The organism is Flavobacterium sp. NRK1 (genome assembly GCF_024054175.1).
In the GTDB taxonomy this organism is placed as follows: domain Bacteria; phylum Bacteroidota; class Bacteroidia; order Flavobacteriales; family Flavobacteriaceae; genus Flavobacterium.
This window is the reverse complement of record NZ_JAMXLA010000001.1, coordinates 1,467,280-1,486,628: the sequence shown is the minus strand read 5'-3', so window position 1 is coordinate 1,486,628 and position 19,349 is coordinate 1,467,280. Positions and strand designations below refer to the sequence as shown.

Annotated in this window: 15 protein-coding genes; 11 read left to right on the top strand and 4 right to left on the bottom strand. The window is 33.9% G+C overall.

What is annotated here, in order from left to right; all coding sequences use genetic code 11:
* Positions 1–20 precede the first annotated feature (20 nt).
* The 7 genes from NHE85_RS07020 (at position 21) to NHE85_RS06990 (ending at position 11,356) form a co-directional block, all read left to right on the top strand.
* Complete coding sequence (locus NHE85_RS07020; protein WP_252811042.1) at positions 21–1,892, top strand: OmpA family protein; 1,872 nt, start codon at positions 21–23, stop codon at positions 1,890–1,892.
* A 171-nt stretch (positions 1,893–2,063) separates the two neighbouring features.
* On the top strand, positions 2,064–2,936 hold the full coding sequence (locus NHE85_RS07015) for a cupin-like domain-containing protein (protein ID WP_252811041.1): 873 nt from the start codon (positions 2,064–2,066) through the stop codon (positions 2,934–2,936).
* Between the two features lie 66 nt (positions 2,937–3,002).
* Entirely contained in the window at positions 3,003–3,467 is a 465-nt protein-coding gene (locus NHE85_RS07010; protein WP_252811038.1) for a regulatory protein RecX, read from the top strand.
* Positions 3,468–3,565: 98 nt separating this feature from the next.
* Positions 3,566–5,410, top strand: coding sequence for a tetratricopeptide repeat protein (locus NHE85_RS07005; RefSeq protein WP_252811036.1), 1,845 nt, complete (start codon positions 3,566–3,568; stop codon positions 5,408–5,410).
* Between the two features lie 4 nt (positions 5,411–5,414).
* Positions 5,415–7,265, top strand: a complete 1,851-nt coding sequence (locus tag NHE85_RS07000) for a tetratricopeptide repeat protein (RefSeq protein WP_252811034.1) — start codon at positions 5,415–5,417, stop codon at positions 7,263–7,265.
* 25 nt (positions 7,266–7,290) lie between these two features.
* The gene (locus tag NHE85_RS06995; RefSeq protein ID WP_252811032.1) at positions 7,291–9,111 is read left to right on the top strand and encodes a hypothetical protein; all 1,821 of its coding nucleotides are present in this window, start codon (positions 7,291–7,293) and stop codon (positions 9,109–9,111) included.
* Positions 9,112–9,652: 541 nt separating this feature from the next.
* Positions 9,653–11,356, top strand: coding sequence for a T9SS sorting signal type C domain-containing protein (locus tag NHE85_RS06990; protein ID WP_252811030.1), 1,704 nt, complete (start codon positions 9,653–9,655; stop codon positions 11,354–11,356).
* A 562-nt stretch (positions 11,357–11,918) separates the two neighbouring features.
* Here NHE85_RS06990 and NHE85_RS06985 read toward each other — a convergent pair.
* From NHE85_RS06985 to bioD, 3 genes are read right to left on the bottom strand one after another with little or no spacing between them, the layout of a single operon-like run.
* On the bottom strand, positions 11,919–13,076 hold the full coding sequence (locus NHE85_RS06985) for a beta-ketoacyl synthase N-terminal-like domain-containing protein (protein WP_252811028.1): 1,158 nt from the start codon (positions 13,074–13,076) through the stop codon (positions 11,919–11,921).
* 59 nt (positions 13,077–13,135) lie between these two features.
* Positions 13,136–14,407: an adenosylmethionine--8-amino-7-oxononanoate transaminase gene (gene bioA, locus NHE85_RS06980; protein WP_252811027.1), complete on the bottom strand. Its 1,272-nt coding sequence runs from the start codon at positions 14,405–14,407 to the stop codon at positions 13,136–13,138.
* Positions 14,404–15,021 (bottom strand): dethiobiotin synthase, encoded by a 618-nt coding sequence (gene bioD / locus NHE85_RS06975; protein ID WP_252811025.1) that lies wholly within the window; start codon positions 15,019–15,021, stop codon positions 14,404–14,406. The genes bioA and bioD overlap by 4 nt, the downstream gene beginning before the upstream one ends.
* A 241-nt stretch (positions 15,022–15,262) precedes the next feature.
* On the opposite strand from bioD, the gene NHE85_RS06970 reads away from it, so the two are divergent.
* Positions 15,263–16,423 (top strand): AI-2E family transporter, encoded by a 1,161-nt coding sequence (locus tag NHE85_RS06970; protein ID WP_252811024.1) that lies wholly within the window; start codon positions 15,263–15,265, stop codon positions 16,421–16,423.
* Here the strand turns inward: NHE85_RS06970 and NHE85_RS06965 are convergent.
* Positions 16,404–17,555, bottom strand: coding sequence for an 8-amino-7-oxononanoate synthase (locus tag NHE85_RS06965; protein WP_252811023.1), 1,152 nt, complete (start codon positions 17,553–17,555; stop codon positions 16,404–16,406). The two genes, NHE85_RS06970 and NHE85_RS06965, sit on opposite strands and share 20 nt — an antisense overlap.
* Positions 17,556–17,864: 309 nt before the next feature.
* On the opposite strand from NHE85_RS06965, the gene NHE85_RS06960 reads away from it, so the two are divergent.
* The 3 genes from NHE85_RS06960 to NHE85_RS06950 are packed head-to-tail and all read left to right on the top strand — an operon-like array spanning position 17,865 to position 19,131.
* Positions 17,865–18,365 (top strand): DUF2975 domain-containing protein, encoded by a 501-nt coding sequence (locus NHE85_RS06960; RefSeq protein ID WP_252811022.1) that lies wholly within the window; start codon positions 17,865–17,867, stop codon positions 18,363–18,365.
* 2 nt (positions 18,366–18,367) lie between these two features.
* Positions 18,368–18,901: a hypothetical protein gene (locus NHE85_RS06955; RefSeq protein WP_252811021.1), complete on the top strand. Its 534-nt coding sequence runs from the start codon at positions 18,368–18,370 to the stop codon at positions 18,899–18,901.
* Positions 18,902–18,903: 2 nt separating this feature from the next.
* The gene (locus NHE85_RS06950) at positions 18,904–19,131 is read left to right on the top strand and encodes a helix-turn-helix transcriptional regulator (protein ID WP_252811020.1); all 228 of its coding nucleotides are present in this window, start codon (positions 18,904–18,906) and stop codon (positions 19,129–19,131) included.
* The last annotated feature ends 218 nt before the right edge of the window (positions 19,132–19,349 follow it).

Sequence of the window (19,349 nt, the reverse complement as noted above, 5' to 3'; positions counted from 1 at the left end):
TCTAAAAAAACGAACAGAACATGAAATATATATATATATCCTTAAGCCTGCTAATGACATTAACATTGGCTGCACAAAATAAAGACACAGAATCGGCAGATAAATTATATGCTAAATTTGAATACCTTGATGCAGCTAAGGCATACGAGAAAATTGCTTCAAAAGGTAAAGATCCTTATGTGTACAAACAAATTGCAGATAGTTATTATAACCTTTTTAATGCCAAAGAAGCTACCAAATGGTATGCTAAGCTCATAGACCTGAAACAGCAGGATGCCGAGACCTACTATCGTTATGCACAAATGCTTAAGGTAGAAGGTAAATATGAAGAGGCTAATAAGCAGATGCAAAAATTTGCTTCAATGGCACCTCAGGATCAAAGAGCTGTACTTTTTAACCAGGACCCTGATTATTTACCCAAGCTTAAAACACAGACAAAACTTTATGACGAAAAAATACTGGACATAAACGATGATAAGTATGCTGACTTTGGTGGTTTTGTTACTGATGATAATACTTTTTACTTTGCAAGCACGCGAAATACGGCAAGAAGAACGTATGGCAGAAATGAAGAACCATATATGGATATTTATACTTCCACATACAATGACAACGGAACTTTAAGCGAGCCTACTCCCCTTTCAGACCTTAATACCAAATGGCATGATGGCCCGGTAACAGTAACCGGAGATGGAAAAACCATGTATTTTGCCAGTGAAAGCTGGAAGGAAGGAAGTTTTGAAAAAGATACGCCGGGACAAAGAACCGGACTTATTTACCTGTTTGTGGCTACAAAAGAAAACGGAAAATGGGGTAATGTAAAACCTGTTCCTTTTAATGAAAAAAAATATTCTACAGGAAACCCTTCTGTAAGCAAAGATGGTAAAACACTTTATTTTGCTTCGAACAGGCCAGGATCTAAAGGAGGCAGCACAGATATTTGGAAAGTAGAAGTTTTGGGTGACAACAAATACGGTAAACCTGAAAACCTTGGACCAAAAGTGAATACCGAAGGAAGGGAAAATTTTCCGTATATAACCGATGACAATAAACTATTCTTTGCCTCTGAAGGCAGAAAAGGTTTTGGAGGTATGGATATTTTTATGATAGACCTTAATAAAGGCACTGATGCAATGAATATTGGACTTCCGGTAAACTCATCTAAGGACGATTTTGCATTTAGTTTTAATAACACCAAAAACATTGGGTTCTTTTCCAGTAATAAAGCTGGAAAAGACAATCTGTATATGGCTATACCAATTTGCGGTGTAGAAGCTATTGTACAGGTAAAAGATGCCAAAACAGGCAAGGTGCTTGCCAACGCAACTGTATCTATACTGGATGACAGGAATAATGTTATAGAAACCACTACTGCAGATGCCGAAGGTAAAGTAACTTACAATGTAGATTGCGACAGGGCGTATGTTATTCAGGCTTCAAAAGACGGCTATCTTCAAAATACTTTTCCAATTGCAAAAACAAAAGAACGTGTTATTAACATAACTGCAGACCTTACTCCTGTAGAGGTACTTATTGTTGGCAATGAAGTAAAACTAAAAGAAATTTATTTTGAATACAATAAAAGCAACATAACCCCTGAAGGTGCTGCAGAGCTTGATAAGCTTGTGCAACTAATGAAGTCTATGCCTAATATGGTTATTATGGCAAAAGCCCATACCGATAACAGAGGTAGTGCGGAATATAATCTTGCATTATCTGACCGCAGGGCAAAAGCTACTGTTCAATATGTTATGTCAAAAGGTATAGACAGCAGCAGGATGTCAGGTCAGGGTTATGGTGAAAGCCAGCCAAAAATTGACTGCGGCGAAAACTGTACGGAAGAACAACACGCATTAAACAGAAGAATAGAATTTATTATTGTAAAGAAATAATTTTAAACACAACTATATTTTTGAAAAGCACCTGTTTCGGCAGGTGCTTTTTTATATCTAACAATCAACCAGTTGAAAAATAATATTAACATAATTTAAAAATTTAAGAAAACCTTGTTTTACAATTAGATAACGCTTTAGTAATTTTGCCTAAGCTAAAATCCTTATCTGATGCCGTTACATCTGACAGAAATTGAACGCGTAAAAACCATTACCAAAGAAGATTTTTTTAACAATTATGTAAGAAAACAAAAGCCTGTTATAGTAGAGCAGTTAACGCACGACTGGCCAGCTTATGAAAAATGGAAGCTTAATTATATAAAAGATATTGCAGGAAATAAAATAGTTCCCTTATATGATGACAGGCCGGTATCTCATAAAGATGGGTTTAATGAAGCTCATGCTAAGATGAAAATGGCCGATTATATTGACCTTCTGTTATCTAAACCTACAAACTACAGAATTTTTTTATATAATTTAATGAAGGAAGTGCCTTCACTTAAAAACGATTTTAAATGGCCTGATATTGGCCTTAAGCTGGTAAAACAATTACCAATGCTGTTTTTTGGAGGAGAAAATTCAAAAGTATTTATTCATTATGATATAGATTATTCAAACATTCTGCATTTTCATTTTCATGGTAAAAAGCGCTGCATATTGTTTGAACCCAGCCAAACTCCTTATTTATATAAAGTTCCGCATGCCCTTATTTCAAGAGAAGACATAGATTTTGATAATCCTGATTTTGAAAAATGGCCGGCACTTAAACACGCCAGAGGATTGGTTGCCGATCTTGAACATGGAGAAATGCTATATATGCCGGAAGGTTACTGGCATTACATGAAATATATTACACCCGGCTTCTCAATGAGTCTGAGAGCTTTTCCAAGAAAAATATCAAATCTTGGCAAAGCCGCTTATAATGTATTTATTATGAGAAATTTTGACAATATTATGCGAAAATACAAAGGCCAGTCATGGATAGATTATAAAAACAGACAGGCTATAGTAAATACACATAAAAATTTAAAATTACCCATTTAACAGAGAAAAAATCCCCTTACATAATGGGATTTTCTTTTTTACCTTTGTTTCCTCTAATAAAAGAAAATGTATAAATCGTACACCGTAGAAGAAGCACAACGAAAAATGGAGCATTATTGTGCCTATCAGGAACGTTGCCATGACGAAGTTATACAAAAACTAAAAAGCCTGAATATGATACCCCAGGCTATAGATGCTATAGTTATACATTTACTTGATAACAATTTTCTTAATGAAGAGCGCTTTGCGTGCAGTTTTGCCCGCGGAAAGTTTAGAATAAAGCATTGGGGCAAACGAAGAATAATAAATGAGCTTAAAGCAAGAAATATATCTAAATATAATATAGATACAGCTTTAAAGGAAATACCTGCCGAAGAATACCTGGAAACTTTTCATTTATTAGCAGACAAGCAATGGGAAAATGTAAGAGAAAGCAACCTGCTAAAAAAGAAAAAAAAAGTAATGGACTTTTTACTGCGTAAAGGTTATGAAAGTAATCTCGTACAGGAAAAGATAAACACAATTTCATAACATTTTTGACTGTTTACACAATACAAAATTTATAAAATTTTGTTAAATTGCCTGTATAATATCCCCAGATAATTTGCTAATTTAATGTATATAATGCTATGGTAAAAAAGCTACATTTTATAGTTCTGTTTATTTGTGCATTATCATTTGGGCAAAGTAAAAGCTACAATTTTAAAGCAGCAGAAATAAATGCAAGACAACAGCTTAATTCAAGTCCTGAAAAAGCCTTAGCAATAATTAAAAAAACTCTTGCCCAGGATAATATTCATGATACAGTTTATGGTAAAACCTATAACTTATACGGTATATATTATGGAATGACCGGCAAACCGGATTCTACAATATATTACATGAAAAAATCTATTAAGTATTTAGAAGAATACCCAAAAATTAAAGTAAAAAGCCTCATGAACCTTGCAATAGGGTATAGAAATAAAGGTGAATACACTACCTCTATTTCACTCCTAAATGAGGCAGTAGCTATTCAGAAAAAGCTAAAAAATAATGATGGACTTGCTACTGCATATGGAGAGCTGGCTACTAACTATAATTACATGACCAATTTTGAGCGTTCTGTAGATTATTTGTTAAAGGCTATTGATCTTTACAAATCTGTAAATAACAGGAAAGACCTTTATACGGTAAAACAGAAACTGGCAAGTACTTATCTGGCAAAACGCAATTATAAATTTGCAATAGATTTGTATCGCGAGTGCCTGACCGAATTTAAAGCTTCCGGTTTACAGCAAAATTACTACATAACATTACTTAACCTGGGTGATGCGCTCACCCATACTAAACAATATAGTGAGGCAAAAAAAGCACTTACAGAAGCTAAAACCGGACTTAAAACTTATGGTGACGAAGAACTTATAGGTATTTGTGAGTTTAGAATAGCCGAACTGGAAGCCATATTGGAACAGAAAAATCAGGCATTGGCAAGCTATAAAAGCGCTGTAAATAGTTTGCTAAAGGCTAAATCTGTAAGGGTAGTTGGTATGGGTGGAACATATATTAGCTATCTTAATAAACTCAATAATTCAAAAGAAGCACTGGCAGTTATAGAAACTATAGAAAATTCCAAAAAATTTAAAAACGCCAATAAGGAAGACCAGCTTAGCTACCAAAATGCAATAGCGGAAACTTATAAAGCCACTAATAATGATAAAGAAGCTATAAAAGCTTATCAGAACACTATAACAATTATGGATTCTATTGCCAGTGCACAAAAGGAAATTGCAGTGCAGGAAATTCAGGCCAAATTTCAAACCGAACTGCAGCGTGAAAAAAACCTGGCGCTGGAAGCAAACAATAAAGCTTTGCAAAATCAAATGAAAACAGAAAAAATGCTTATGCTTTTATATGTTTTTATAAGCGTAGCTATAATTGTACTTATCCTTCTCTTTTTAAGGGGGTATTGGCTTAAAAACCGTTTACAGAATGAAGAGCTTAAATCTATTGAAACAGAGAAAGACCTGATTCAGCAACAGCAGGAACACGAACAGGAGTTAATAAACTCACAGAAAGAGATTATAGAGGAAAAACAAAGAGAGCTTACCTCTACAGCTTTAAGAATGGCCAACTATCAGGACAATATTACCGAGATCATAGAAAAATGCAACGCCAACGCCAACCTTAATATAAATGATATTAAGAAAGAGCTGCAATTGCTTATGAAGCAAAAAGATTACTGGAAACAATTTGAAATACGCTTCAATACATTACATCCTGAATTTGGAAATGTGCTCACGAGCCGTTTTCCAAAGCTTACAAAAAATGATGTTGAATTTTGCTCACTTTTAAAGCTTAATCTTTCTAACAAAGAAATAGCATCGTTGCTGCAAATTTCGCATGAAAGTGCGATTACTAAAAAATACAGGATAAAAAAGAAAATGGGAATTAATGATGATGCCGAATTTGAAAAACTTCTTATGCAAATCTAGTAGTATGAAAAAATCAAGCCTACTTCTTTTATTGCTGTGTTTATTTCTATCACCAGGGTATGCCCAGGAAGGCACATTTAATTATAAAGCTGTAGAAGCAAAAATTAAAAAATACATCTACTCTTCGCCAGACAGTACCAGATATTATATAAAATATGCTCTTTCCCAAAAAAACCTTCCCGATAGTATTAAAGGGACGGTTTATAATATTTATGGTATTTATTATGGCAATACGGGTAAAACAGATTCATCTATTTATTATTATAAAAAAGCTCTGGTATCGCTTAAAAATTACCCCCGCCTAAAACCAATGCCGCTCATGAATATCTCTGTTGCTTACCGAAACAAAGGAGATTATAATGCTTCTTTTGAAGTTCTTAATGAAGCGTTGGAGCTAAGCAAAAAGTTAAAGCTTAAAACATTTGAAGCCACGGTATATAGCAATATGTCGTCTAATTACCAGTTTATGCTGGAGTATGATAAAGCTATAGAGTGTTTGCTAAAAGGTATTGCTATTCTTAAAAATGAAGATGATAATGCCAATTTGGTAAATATGAACCAAAAACTGGCAAATACATATATGAAAATGCGAAATTTTACTTTTGCAAAAGATCTGTATACAGAATGCCTCGAAATATTTAAAGCAAACCACGATATTGTAAATCACTCGCTGACACTAATAAACTATGCTGAATGCGTAATACATCTTGACGAAGTAGAGAACGCAAAAAGAGCCTTAAAAGAAGCAATTGGCGAGTTGCAAAAAATAAAGAATAAAGAACACCTGGCAATTGCCTATTCCAAACTTGCAAGACTGGACGATTTTGAAGAACATGATGAGGCGGCTTATAAAAACTTTAAAGCGGCATATACGATTCTTTTAAAGGAGAACTCTCTTAATACAGTAGTGATCGGAGCTGAATTTATAGAGTTTCTTAATGCGCATAGTAAATATAATGAAGCTCTTAAAGTAATTGAATCTACAAAAAAAACACCTACGTTTAACAGGGTAAATTCTGAAGATAAATTGCGTTTTGATGTGGCCGCTGCAGAAACATATAAAAATACCAACAATAATAAAGAAGCACTTACAGGGCTAATAAGTATTGTAAAGACAAAAGATTCAATAGCAAAAGCTAATAATCAAAACTATGTAAATGAATTACAGGCAAAACTGCAAAAGCAGCTGCAGCACGAAAAAAGCCTTGTGCTTAAAGCTAAAAACAGATCATTGCAGAAAGAAAAAGAAATTAAAACAAAAGTTACCCTGCTTTATGTATTTGCAAGTATTTTTTTAAGTATTATTGTACTATTATTCCTTCGCAGCTACTGGCTTAAAAACCGACTGCAAAATGAAGCCCTTAAAAGAATAAATGCCGAAAAAAATTTAATTGAACAACAGCAGGCTTATGAACATGAGTATGCAAGTTCCCAAAAAGAAGTTATTGAAGAAAAACAGCGTGAACTAACATCATCTGCTTTAAGGCTGGCAAATTATCAAAATAATCTGAACGAGATTATTGAGAAGTGTGAGCGTGGCCAATTTGAAAGCACTAATGAATTAAAAAAAGATTTAATATCACTTATAAAGCAAAAGGATTATTGGAAACAGTTTGAAACCCGCTTTAACAGCCTGCACCCGGAATTTGGGCACACATTAACCAACCGTTATTCCAGGCTTACAAAAAATGATGTTGAATTTTGCTCATTACTTAAATTAAACTTATCTAATAAAGAAATTGCTACGCTTTTACAAATATCGCATGAAAGCGCCATCACAAAAAAGTACAGGATAAAAAAGAAAATGGAAATTAATGATGATGCAGAATTTGAAAAAATTCTTACTGAAATTTAAACTGCAAGATATTTTTTGCCTGTGTATGCTCTTATTAATTTCTGGCGTATCTGCACAGGACAAAAAATGTAATTATAAAAATTTTTGGTTTAAGGCAGATTATAAAAACCTCAGGCACGCTGAAAAAGAAAAAAACAGGTATGCCGGTATTTTAAAATCAAAAAATGTTAACGATACTTTGTTAGCCAAGGCATATAATATAACAGGGTTATATTATGACTTCTCAGGAAATCAGGACTCTGCCATAATATGTTTTAAAAAAGCACTTGCCCTGCTCAAAAAATATCCTGCCAAAAAAATTGCTCCTATGGTTAACCTGGCAACAGAGTATAATATTATGGGCAGTTTTGACACTTCCTTAAAATGGAGCAATAAAGCTTTTGAGCTAAATGACAAATATGGCAATGATATTTATAAAGCGCACATATATCATGCTATTGCCGCAGCATATCTATACAAAGATGATATTGAGAAAGCCACAGATAATATTTTAAAAGGTATAAAAATACTTAAGAAAAAAAATGATAATTGCTATCTGGGCTTATTTAAGGTTACACTTGCCGGTACTTATCTGCAAAGTAACAACTATGGTTTTGCAGCCGATTTACTGGAAGAATATTTAGCTAAAAATAAAGACGATAAAGAAAATAAGGTATATATAGTAGCAACAATAAATTATACGGAAAATCTTATAGAGCTTGATCAGATCAATAAAGCCAATACTTTGCTTGTTAACATTATACCCTACGCACAAAAATCCGGTGATAAAGAAATTGAAGCTGTAATATATGCAAAACTAGCCTATATAGAAGACTTAAAGGGTAATACTAAAAAGTCATTAAATCATTACCAGAAGGCATATCAATTGCTTTCTCAAAAAAAATCAAAATACTCTATGCTTATAATAAGCAATTATATTGGAGTACTTAATGAGGCAAAAAAATATAATGAAGCTATTAAAATAATCACGGAATTTAGAAATTCACCAGCTTATCTTAAAAGTTATGCCCGTGAAAGGTATGAATATGAAAGGACTATAGCAGAACTATATATGGCTAACAAAAACTGGAAAGAAAGTTCTGATGCCTATAAAAGGGCAATGCTGCTTTGTGATACATTACGAATGCTTGACTATAGCAAGAAATTAAACGAAATGCAGGCAAAATTTCAGACTGAATTTCAACGGGAAAAAAATATGGCACTTGCCACCCATAATGAATCACTGATAAAAAAAGTAGAAACAGAAAAAAGGCTAATGCTCATGTACATTTTTGCAAGCATTGCTTTAATAATTCTTATATTACTTTTATTGCGTGGCTACTGGCTGAAAAACCGTTTACAACATGAAGAATTAAAATCTATAGAAACCGAAAAGAAATTTCTTAAACAACAAAATATTCTTGAGCAGGAGCTTAGCAGTTCACAAAAACAAGTAATAGAAGAAAAACAAAGGGAAGCAACCTCTATGGCTCTGCAAATGGCAAATTATTATGACAACCTTCATTCAGTAATTGATAAACTTGATAATACATCTTTTACTGAATTAAGCGATGTTAAGAAAGAACTTAAACTATTAACACGTCAAAAAGATTACTGGAAAGAATTTGAAGTACGCTTTAAAAATGCTAATCCCGACTTTGAAAGCAAACTTCTTTCCAGCTTTCCAATGCTTACTAAAAATGATATTCAGTTTTGCTCATTGTTAAAATTGAATTTATCCTATAAGGAAATAGCTTCACTTTTACAGATTTCTTATGAGAGTGCAGTTACAAAAAGGTATAGAATAAAGAAAAAAATAGGAATGAATGACGAGGATGATTTTGAGAAATTGCTAATGGAATTTTAATAGCCCTACAAAAAAACCTCACTACTTCATCTTCAAAAAAATGTTTCAAATTCTTGGCATTATAACCCCTTGTCTATGCGTTTCATCTATTAATTTTAATTTTAATCTGTAAGTATTTGATTTTCAATACGTGTCAAAATCATAAAATTCTTACTGTCTATACTTTGTCTATTAAATTTTTGTTAATGTTTACTTTTTTTACCATTACTTTGTCCCTGTAGAAAGTTAATAGTTACCCTTACATTTAAACCTACTTGCTACTCAACTAAAAAATTTAAAACACAAATAATATAAAACAGATACCAAAAAATTAATTTCTTGTTTTGCCATGTGCCCCCAATGGCAAAATGCTTTTTCTGAATTTTTGATAATATAAAATTTGCCCCCGTTTTATATTATTAGCGACCCTGGCAGAGTTTATCTCTGATTGAATTTATAGTTGATTTTTTGCCCCCAAAAGATCTTCTATTCCCAACATTTTATTTAAAACTAGATTTAACTAGTATCATTATTAGTCTGATTTAATAAAAAGTTAGCCCCCATGACTACTTTATTTTACCAGCTAAGTATAATTGCTAAAAAGCACTTGTATTTACTGTTTTTATTGCCATTTTACATGCACTCGCAGAATCCAGGTTCTTATTGCGATACGCATACTACATGGAATGGAATGTTTTGGACTAATGGTGAACCCACCGCAGAAAAAGATGCTATTATAAGCAGTGATTATACTTATACAAATGGTACATTTACTGCCTGCTCCTTATTTGTAACAGGAGGAGCACATGTCAATTTTTCACAAAATTCCAATGCAGTAATTGTTCATAATGTTCACGTGGCCAATAATAGTGAACTGGTTTTTGAAAGCGGGAGTAATCTTATCCAAACTGAAGGCCAGGAAAATACAGGAAACGTTACTATCAAAAGAAACTCATCACTCATTAAAAAAGATGACTTTACATTGTGGTCTTCACCGGTAAGCGGACAGGTTTTGCTTGATTTTTCACCTGAAACAATGATAAATCGCTTTTATACCTTTTTTACCTTCGATAATGTTTATAACCTAATATCAGATCCGGCAGCAACAACTTTTCAAAATGCTAAAGGATATTTAATAAGAACCGAAGAAACTCATCCTACAACTCCTTCAATATGGGAAGGAAGTTTTAGCGGCACACCAAATACAGGTGACATTTCCATACCGCTTGATTATATTAATAGTAACCTTTCTTATAATTCAGTAGGCAATCCATATCCATCGCCTATTAATATTGCAAAATTTATTGATGCCAATAGCGATGTAATAACCGGAACTTTATGGCTGTGGAGAAAAACGGATGATCCCGGAAAATCTAGCTATTGTGTTATTACAAAATTTGGCTATCAGTCAAACACAATCCCCGATCCTGAAAACAATACAATACAGGATCCTTTTGAACTTCATGAAGAAGGAATTTTAAATACAGGACAGGGATTTATGGTGAAATCAACCTGTAGTCAGAATCTTGTATTTAATAACAGCATGAGAGAAATGGTAAATTCTGAAAGTTTTTTCAGAACTATTTCTCAAAAAGATGATGAAGAAGTAAATGCGAGCCGTTTTTGGCTGGATGTTACCGCTGAAGGGGTATTTACCCAGGCACTTATAGGTTATTCATCAATAGCATCTAACGAATTTGATAATGGATGGGATGGGGAAACAATTCTTGACGGTGGTGTGACACTTTATTCTATTAGTGAAACTTCAAAACTTGCAATACAGGCACGTCAGGAATTTGATACTACAGATATAGTAAAATTAGGATTTAAAACTAATGTTGCAGGTACATATCAATTGGCTCTTGATCATATGGATGGTATTTTTGCTAACGGACAGCATGTTTATATAAAAGACCATACTAATGGTTCTATAAACAACCTGAATGCCGGACCTTATACATTTATCAGTGAGGCAGGAACTTTTGAAGACCGTTTTGAAGTTGTTTATGACACTACGGCCGGTTTAACAAACTCGCAATCTGAAAATGCAGATATTTATAGTGATAATCACCAAATTACAATTAATGCTTCTGAAAGTATAAAATCTGTAATTGTTTATGATATCGCCGGAAAAAAGATTTACGAACAAAATAATATAGAGTTGCAAAAATATGTAACAGATATATTAAATGTTCAACAGGTAGTAATTGTAAACATCACCCTGACCAATGGTGTTATTATTACTAAAAAAATATTAGTGCAGTGATACCAAGGCATACAAGTTCTTTAAAATACAGCCTAAAGGGCAAACCGTAAATCGGTTTATGAAAATTATAATTGAGTAAGGTCTTTTATAATTCTTTAGTAAATTTTTTAGTTGGATAACCCTGTTAATTTTTAGCGGGGTTTTCTTTTTATTAAAAATGCAAAAATAAAAGTATAAAAACATTTTTTTATACACAAAAAAGAATAAATAAGCTTTTTAGCTTTAAAAAATACATAGAAATCAAATTATCATATTTATAGTCTACCATTAATTTATGTGAAGATAATAACTGAAATATTAAACTATAAATATCTAATATATAAATATATAGCTGTAGATGTGAATTATTAGCAAAAAACATCTCAAACCTTTGCAAATCATTATATATCAATATATTTGCAAAAAGTTTTTAACATAAGTTTTTAATTTACACATTCATAAATTAAATAAAGATATTCTTAAAGGAAAAAGTAATTATGGGCAAGTCTCATAATGTTTTAGTAATTTTTTAGTTGGATGCGGAATCCCGGGGTAGTAGCCGGGATTCTATTTTTATAGCTAATTACCTTGATATTAAAACACTTACTGCATTACCTCCAAAACCTACAGCGTTTACAAGAATTTTACGCAACGGCTTATCCTGTGTTGGAAACCTATTTATATAAGGAACTCCGATAAAATGATTATTTTGTAACATAAGTACCGCAAATTCGAGGCTTAATAATCCCGAAGCACCAAAAGTGTGCCCCACTTTCCATTTATTAGTAGTCAGCAATGGCATGTTCTCTCCAAATATTTTTTGTACTGCCGTATATTCAGATAAATCACCTTTAACCGTACCCGGTGCGTGCATAACTATAGCATCTACCTCTTCCAATGGGGTATCTTTAAGCGCCATAAGCATCGATTTTTGCATACATTCAGCATCATTAGATATAGAAACACTGTGCTTAAGGGTTTCCGTAGCATATCCAATACCATCTATATAAGCTAAGGCGTTACTTTTTTTACCTGGCTCAAGGCATGCAGAAGCAGCTCCCTCGCCTAATACCATGGTATTAGCTTTTTTCTCAAAATCAAATGCCCTGCAAGGATACTCGCCTTTTAAGGAGCTATATATCTTCATGGCCTGCATTTGCGCTACAGTAAAAGGTGTTAACGGAGCTTCACTTCCTCCTACAAGAAATTTGTCTGCCATACCGGCACGAAGCCACGCTACCCCGTTTAACAGCGCATGCAGGGCAGTAGAACATGTAATAGAATGTGAAATTTCGGGCCCTGAGTTTTTAAGGTCCTGAGCCACCCAACTGGATATATTACCTAAGGTAGTAGCAGGAGAAGCCTGAATGCCTGTTTTACCTGTTTCAAGAAATTCACTATGATGCTTTTCAAATAAATCTGTAGCTCCGCGAGAGGAGCCTATATTAATGCCAAAAACATCATTTTCTGTCCAGCCTGCATTTTCAACTGCCATTCTTGAAGCAAGAATTGAATACAATACTGAATTATCAAGAGAATTATATTTTGTATCAAATGTTTTTAATGCATCTGCCTGTTCCCTTTGTTTTATGGTTAAAGCAGCAACAGGGATTATTTTCTCTCCCAGTTTATAATCGTGCATTAAGGTAGCTGTATCTGAATAGTTATTCCAAACCTCTTTAGTTGATGATCCAAGCGGCGAAAAAGAGGAAATAGAAACTATGGAAACTGTTGTTGACAAAGCAAAAAATATTTGTGCAAAAATACGCTAAAAACATAGAGTAAAAGACAGCAGCGTCTTTACATTACTGTTTCTATCGCTTCCTGTATTGTATTGTAAATTTTTTCAAGAAGTTCATCTTCTATTATGTAAGGGGGAAGTACATAGATAATATTCCCAACAGGTCTCAAGATAACACCATTAGCAATAAAAAAATCGTAAAGCCTGTTCCTGAAACTACCATAATATTCTTCGCTCTCCCTTTCAATCTCTAAAGCAAAAATAACTCCCAGAACCCTGGTAGTTTTAACTCTGGGATGTTTTTCCATTTTTGCTTTAAACTCCAGATGCTTTTTATTAATACGAACCAGATTATCCTGCATTTGCTGTTGTTGTAACAAATCAAGGCTGGCTATGGCTGCCGCACAACCCGTAGGATTGGCAGTAAAGGTATGTCCGTGAAAAAGTGCTTTATTCACATCCTCATCATAAAAGCCATCATACAATTGTTGTGTAAAAGTAGTTATAGCCATGGGGATAGCACCTCCTGTCAATGCTTTGGAAAGGCACATCATATCAGGGCGTTGGGTAAGATAATCACAGGCAAAGTTTTTCCCGGTTTTTCCAAATCCTGTCATTACTTCATCAGCAATTGTAAAAACACCATTTTCTTTACATATAGTTATAAGCACATCTAAGGCTTCCGGCTCATACATAACCATTCCTGCTGCTCCCTGAACCAGTGGCTCAAAAATAAAGCCTGCATATTCATTGGTTTCAGCTAATTCCCTTAGAAGCACATAACTTTCTTCTTCTTTCCCTTTTTCCGGTACAGGAATACGAACCACTTCAATTAGAGAACCCTTAAAAGCTTCTGTAAAAAACGAAATTCCGCTTGCAGCCATAGCAGCAAACGTATCGCCATGAAAAGCATTTTCAAAAGCAATGATCTTAGTCCGTTTTTCTCCTTTATTGTAATAATATTGTAAAGCAACCTTAATAGCAATTTCTACAGCAGTAGAACCATTATCGGAAAAAAACAATTTCTTTTGATTAGAAGGCAGTATTGTCATCAGTTTTTCAGACAAAACCACCGCTGGTTCATGTGTAAATCCGCCAAAAAGCACATGCTCTAATGATGTAAGCTGTTTGTATATCGCATCGGCAATATATTTGTTACTATGCCCATAAGGGTTAACCCACCATGATGCAATAGCATCTATATATTGTTTTCCGTTTTCATCCCATAATAAAGCACCTTCACCCTTTGTAATTCCAATAGGTACTGCGGCGGTTTTATGTTGTGTATAAGGGTGCCATAAGTATTGGGCATCCCGTTCTTGTAAACTCATATATTTAATAATTCTGCACGAAATTCATCGGCATATTCTTTAATAACATTCTTGTCAAAATAAGGCTCATTTTCAATACGCCCAATCATTTTCAAACCTGTTTTATGAAGTATAATGTTTTCTGTAGATGGCAAAGCATCTCCGTTAAATACAATACCCCCAATTGAAAGATTTCGCAGTTTTAAAGCCTCGATAGTTAGTAACGTATGATTTATACTGCCCAAATAATGGCGTGATATCACAACAACTTTATATTCGGGTTTTATAAGGTCGGCAATCGTATCAGTAGTATTTAAAGGAACCAATAAGCCTCCTGCGCCTTCAATAACAAGATGATTTTTGGTTTTAGGCTCCTTTGTTGAAATTAAGTTTATTTCAACCCCATCTATTTCGGCTGCTAAATGGGGACTCGCAGGAGTATTTAGCAGATAACTATTTTCAAAAAAGCGTGTTTTGTTGTTAGAGATATATTTTTTAACCTTATGTGTATCGGAGTCATTAATATCTCCTGCCTGTATTGGTTTCCAGTAATCGGCTTCAAGTGCTTCGGTAATTATTGCCGATGCAACAGTTTTACCAACATCGGTGCCTATACCGGTAATAAATAATTTCATTTTATTTCAAATTCATTTATGCAGTTTTCGCAGCGATATAATATATAAAGCAGCAATTTTTCTCAATTTATTTAAGTTTTACAAACTTACTAAATCAATCAGCATCATTTTAGTTTAAAGCCACCAATTAAACATTTACTAAATTATCGTTATAATTTTAATATAATATTACCAATAAGAGAATGCATAATTACTAATTTTGATTACTAAGATTTAAAAAATTAACATTATTCCACCTTATATGGAAACTCTACGCGTACCAAATTATATCAAATCAGTATATATTGCCCTCCTGATTATTATAATTGTTTTTGTTATGATAATTGCCAAACAACTTCTGGTACCGCTACTTATATCAGGTTATATTGCAATGCTGTTAACATCTGCCTGCAATACACTGGAGCGGCGTAAAATACCACGCTCTGTAAGTGCCGCTATCTGCCTATTTATATTTATTACCCTTATTGGCGCTATATTATTTTTTATTTACCTTCAGGTAAATGGTTTTATGAAAGATCTGGGCGACGGACTGACCGACAAAATAAATTCCTTCATTGTAGAGGGAAATAATTGGCTTGCAAAACATTTCGGGGTTGATTTAGGTATGTCAAGAGGCTTTGAAATGAAAAAGGCTGTTGAAATAGTACAACCCGAAGATCCATCGCCTACCAAGCTTATTTTTAGCACAATAGGAATGCTTTCTGATGTTATTTTACTACCTGTTTTTATTTTTTTCCTTCTCATATACCGTGACCACCTTGCGGTTTTTGTAACAAAAGTATTTAGTAAGCAAGACAATACATTTTTGCTGGATAAACTTACCTCTATCCGAAAAATTGTACATGCATATATAATGGGGGCAGGAAAAGTTATGGCTATCTTAGCTGTAGTAAATACAGCAGTGCTGTTTGCATTGGGTATAAAACATGCCATATTTTTTGGCGTATTAGCAGGTATGCTAAATATTATACCTTACCTGGGGCCATCATTAGGAGTAATATTACCTTTTACTTTTGCATTAATGACTAAAGACAGCCTGTTTTACCCGATAGCAATTCTAGTGGCTTTTACTTTTATACAGTTATTAGAAGGTGCTTTTTTAACCCCAAAAATTACAGGAAGCAATGTGAATCTTAATGCACTTATTACTTTTATAGGCCTGCTTATAGGCGGTGCTATATGGGGTATAACCGGCATGATACTCATTATTCCTACTATTGCAATACTTAAAAAACTATTTGAACTGAGTCCCGACACCCAGCCCTACGCCTACCTTTTTGGTGAAGAAGACAGCAACTGGTTTAAAAAGCGGGAACGCAGAACCAAAAGAGCGCAACAGGAAAAGGCAAAAGATGCCAAAAATGACACTAAGGTTAAAAAAATTATAAAGAAAGGTGAATAGACAATAATTGCAATACAGCAGTAACTTGTTGCTGGGTAGTGTAGGCATGCAGGCAAAAACGTAAGCGTTCCTCCCCTTCCGGAACCGTGGGTGAAAGTATAGGTTTTACATCAAATCCGTTTTGCTGAAGTGAAAAAGCTACCTTTTTAACCTTTGCATTGCCTTTTACCACCGCGCAATGTATTGCCGATTCGCTATATATAAAACTATGCAATTGCAGTCTTTTAACCTCGGCAGTAAAAAAGTCTATTATCTTTTTTAAAGATTGCCTGCTGTTTTTATCCTGCTCAAGATAGCTATAAGCCGTAAGTATGGTAGCAAGCGAATGAGGCGGCAGTGCTGTAGTATATATAAAGCTTCTGGCAAAATTAACCAGATATTGTGTTAACTGTAAAGAACCTACTATAGCGGCTCCGTGACAGCCAAGACCTTTACCAAAGGTTATAATCCTGGCAAAAACCCTGTTTTCTAAAGCAAGGCTTTGTAAAAGCCCTTCCCCATTCTCTCCAAATACCCCCAATGCATGAGCCTCATCTACAATCATGCGGGCATTGTATTTTTCAGCAAGATGTACCATTGCCAAAAGGTCAGGAGTATCACCATCCATAGAGAAAACCGATTCGGTAACTATATATATTTCTCTATCCCTATTCTCAATTTCAGCCTTTTTAAGCAACCTTTCAAGATCGACAATATCATTGTGACCAAACTTATAGTTTTTAGCCATAGAGAGGCGCATTCCGTCACGTATTGACGCATGAATGTATTCATCATACAAAACAATGTCGCCTTTTTGCGGTACAGATGAAAACAGACCTAAATTAGCATCATACCCTGAATTGAAAATAAGAGCACTTTCAGCTTTATGGAAATTTGCAATAGCATTTTCGGTATCCTTATATAATTTATGGTTTCCGGATATTAAGCGTGAACCTGTAGCACCATTACTATTTATACCGGCTTTAACCAAATAGTTATGCGATGCATTAAAGATTTCTTCCGATTTAGAAAAACCCAGATAATCATTAGACGAAAAATCTATCCTGCTATTCGGCGCAGGCAGTTTTCGTAATGCGTCAGCTTCATCCCGCGATGCTAATTTATTCTGTAATGATTTCGGAAAGGTTCTCATACTCCAAAAATACTATGTTTTAAAAACCTATAAACAAAAAAATAGTATTGAAAAAGGGATATTAATTATTGTTTTTCAATAATTTATTTATATTTGCGCTACCATAATACCTGAACCAATGACTAAATTTAAAATTCTCTCTTCATCACACACCGGAATAGATACTAAAAAAATATTTTTTCTGATTTTACTTATGAACTCGGATATAATATAACACTCCTGTTTGTTGGCTTTGTACTGATAGTAATTGCAGACATCATTAAAAAGGGAGAAAACATTAAACTTGAAAACGACTTAACTATATAACCAATGAAACGTTTAATCATTCTACATGCACTGGTACAAATTTTGTTCGCATTATCACTCTTTATTATGTTTTTTTTAGTGCCTTTTTGGGTACTCTCATTCACATACCCGCACACCATACCGTTTAAGATAAACGGAGAAATAATGGCTGCCACCCCGATTGTTGCCAAAGCTTTTGCCGGACTTGTGATAGCGGGTATTGCCTTTTTTATTTATGCCCTATACATCTTTAAACAAACACTGGACCTTTTCTTAAAAAAGAGAATATTCAACCTTGATGTTATTAAAAACTTTCGCCTTATTGGAAGAAGCATCTTAATAGGCTATATACTTTCGGGTGGCGGATCAGTACTTTATAACCTGTCACGAAATCAGTCAGGCATAGACTTCAATTTTATTGCAGGATCTATATTCATCATCTGCCTTGGATTGTTCTTTTTTGTCTTGTCTGAAGTATTCCAAATGGCAAAAGACATTAAAGAAAAAAACGATTTAACTGTTTAATTATGAAACATCATATAAATGTAATTTTATTGACACTACGAGGTGCTATAATGTTAGCAATAGCATGGGCTATCTTACATTTGGTAGCTGCACATTCTATCTTTACACATAAATACCTTAAAGTAATAGAATATAGCCTGACAGAGTACTTCAAACCAATATCCTGGAACGAGTACCAAAATGATATTTGGTTTGCAGGTACATTTTGCATTGTTTATGCTTTGTTATTGGGTTATCTTATTTATGGTTTGATACGATTTTACATGTGCCTTTATAATATAGAAAAAGGTAAAATGTTCTACATTACCCAAGGTGCCGACTTTAAAAAGGCAGGGACAGCAATAATTATGTTTGCTAAACTAAAATACCTGCTATTTTGTGGAGTAGGATGCTTTTATTACTTTGATTTCAGCACCTTAAAAGATCAGTTACCTTCATTTTTAGCTGTTTACCTTATTGGTAAATTGATTTTGATAATGTCTTACATGGCTGAAAGAGGAGAATTTATTAAGGAAGAAAACGAGCTAACCATATAATCATGCCTATAATAATAAACCTTGATGTAATGCTCGCCAGACGGAAGATGCGCTCTAATGAACTGGCAGAGAAAGTAGGTATAACCACGGCCAACCTGTCTATACTTAAAACCGGCAAGGCGAAAGCCATTAGATTTTCGACATTAGAAGCTATCTGCGAAGTATTGGAGTGCCAGCCCGGTGATATTATGGAGTATATTAAAGAAAGTGATGAACCAAATAAATTATGATCCTTTTTATATTATCAATTTTTTTATTGCTTCTTATTCTTGTGGCACTTGTAGCAATATATTTTCACTATTGGCAGACTCATGTAGTTACTACAGCAGTACTATATTTATTTTTTATGTACTTATGGTTCGTCGATCTAACTCCTGATAGCAATATAAAGCCTCATTGTAGTTTCCCCCTGTTTTTAATAACTATATACATTACACCATTGTATTTT

Bases quoted from the DNA above. Each gene is read 5' to 3' on its own strand.
- NHE85_RS06970 (WP_252811024.1), top strand. From the start codon at position 15,263: ATGGAAACTCTACGCGTACCAAATTATATCAAATCAGTATATATTGCC.
- NHE85_RS06965 (WP_252811023.1), bottom strand. From the start codon at position 17,555: ATGAGAACCTTTCCGAAATCATTACAGAATAAATTAGCATCGCGGGAT.
- NHE85_RS06950 (WP_252811020.1), top strand. From the start codon at position 18,904: ATGCCTATAATAATAAACCTTGATGTAATGCTCGCCAGACGGAAGATG.
- bioD (WP_252811025.1), bottom strand. From the start codon at position 15,021: ATGAAATTATTTATTACCGGTATAGGCACCGATGTTGGTAAAACTGTT.
- NHE85_RS06990 (WP_252811030.1), top strand. From the start codon at position 9,653: ATGACTACTTTATTTTACCAGCTAAGTATAATTGCTAAAAAGCACTTG.
- NHE85_RS06955 (WP_252811021.1), top strand. From the start codon at position 18,368: ATGAAACATCATATAAATGTAATTTTATTGACACTACGAGGTGCTATA.
- NHE85_RS06960 (WP_252811022.1), top strand. From the start codon at position 17,865: ATGAAACGTTTAATCATTCTACATGCACTGGTACAAATTTTGTTCGCA.
- NHE85_RS07010 (WP_252811038.1), top strand. From the start codon at position 3,003: ATGTATAAATCGTACACCGTAGAAGAAGCACAACGAAAAATGGAGCAT.
- bioA (WP_252811027.1), bottom strand. From the start codon at position 14,407: ATGAGTTTACAAGAACGGGATGCCCAATACTTATGGCACCCTTATACA.
- NHE85_RS07015 (WP_252811041.1), top strand. From the start codon at position 2,064: ATGCCGTTACATCTGACAGAAATTGAACGCGTAAAAACCATTACCAAA.
- NHE85_RS06995 (WP_252811032.1), top strand. From the start codon at position 7,291: ATGCTCTTATTAATTTCTGGCGTATCTGCACAGGACAAAAAATGTAAT.
- NHE85_RS07000 (WP_252811034.1), top strand. From the start codon at position 5,415: ATGAAAAAATCAAGCCTACTTCTTTTATTGCTGTGTTTATTTCTATCA.
- NHE85_RS07005 (WP_252811036.1), top strand. From the start codon at position 3,566: ATGGTAAAAAAGCTACATTTTATAGTTCTGTTTATTTGTGCATTATCA.
- NHE85_RS07020 (WP_252811042.1), top strand. From the start codon at position 21: ATGAAATATATATATATATCCTTAAGCCTGCTAATGACATTAACATTG.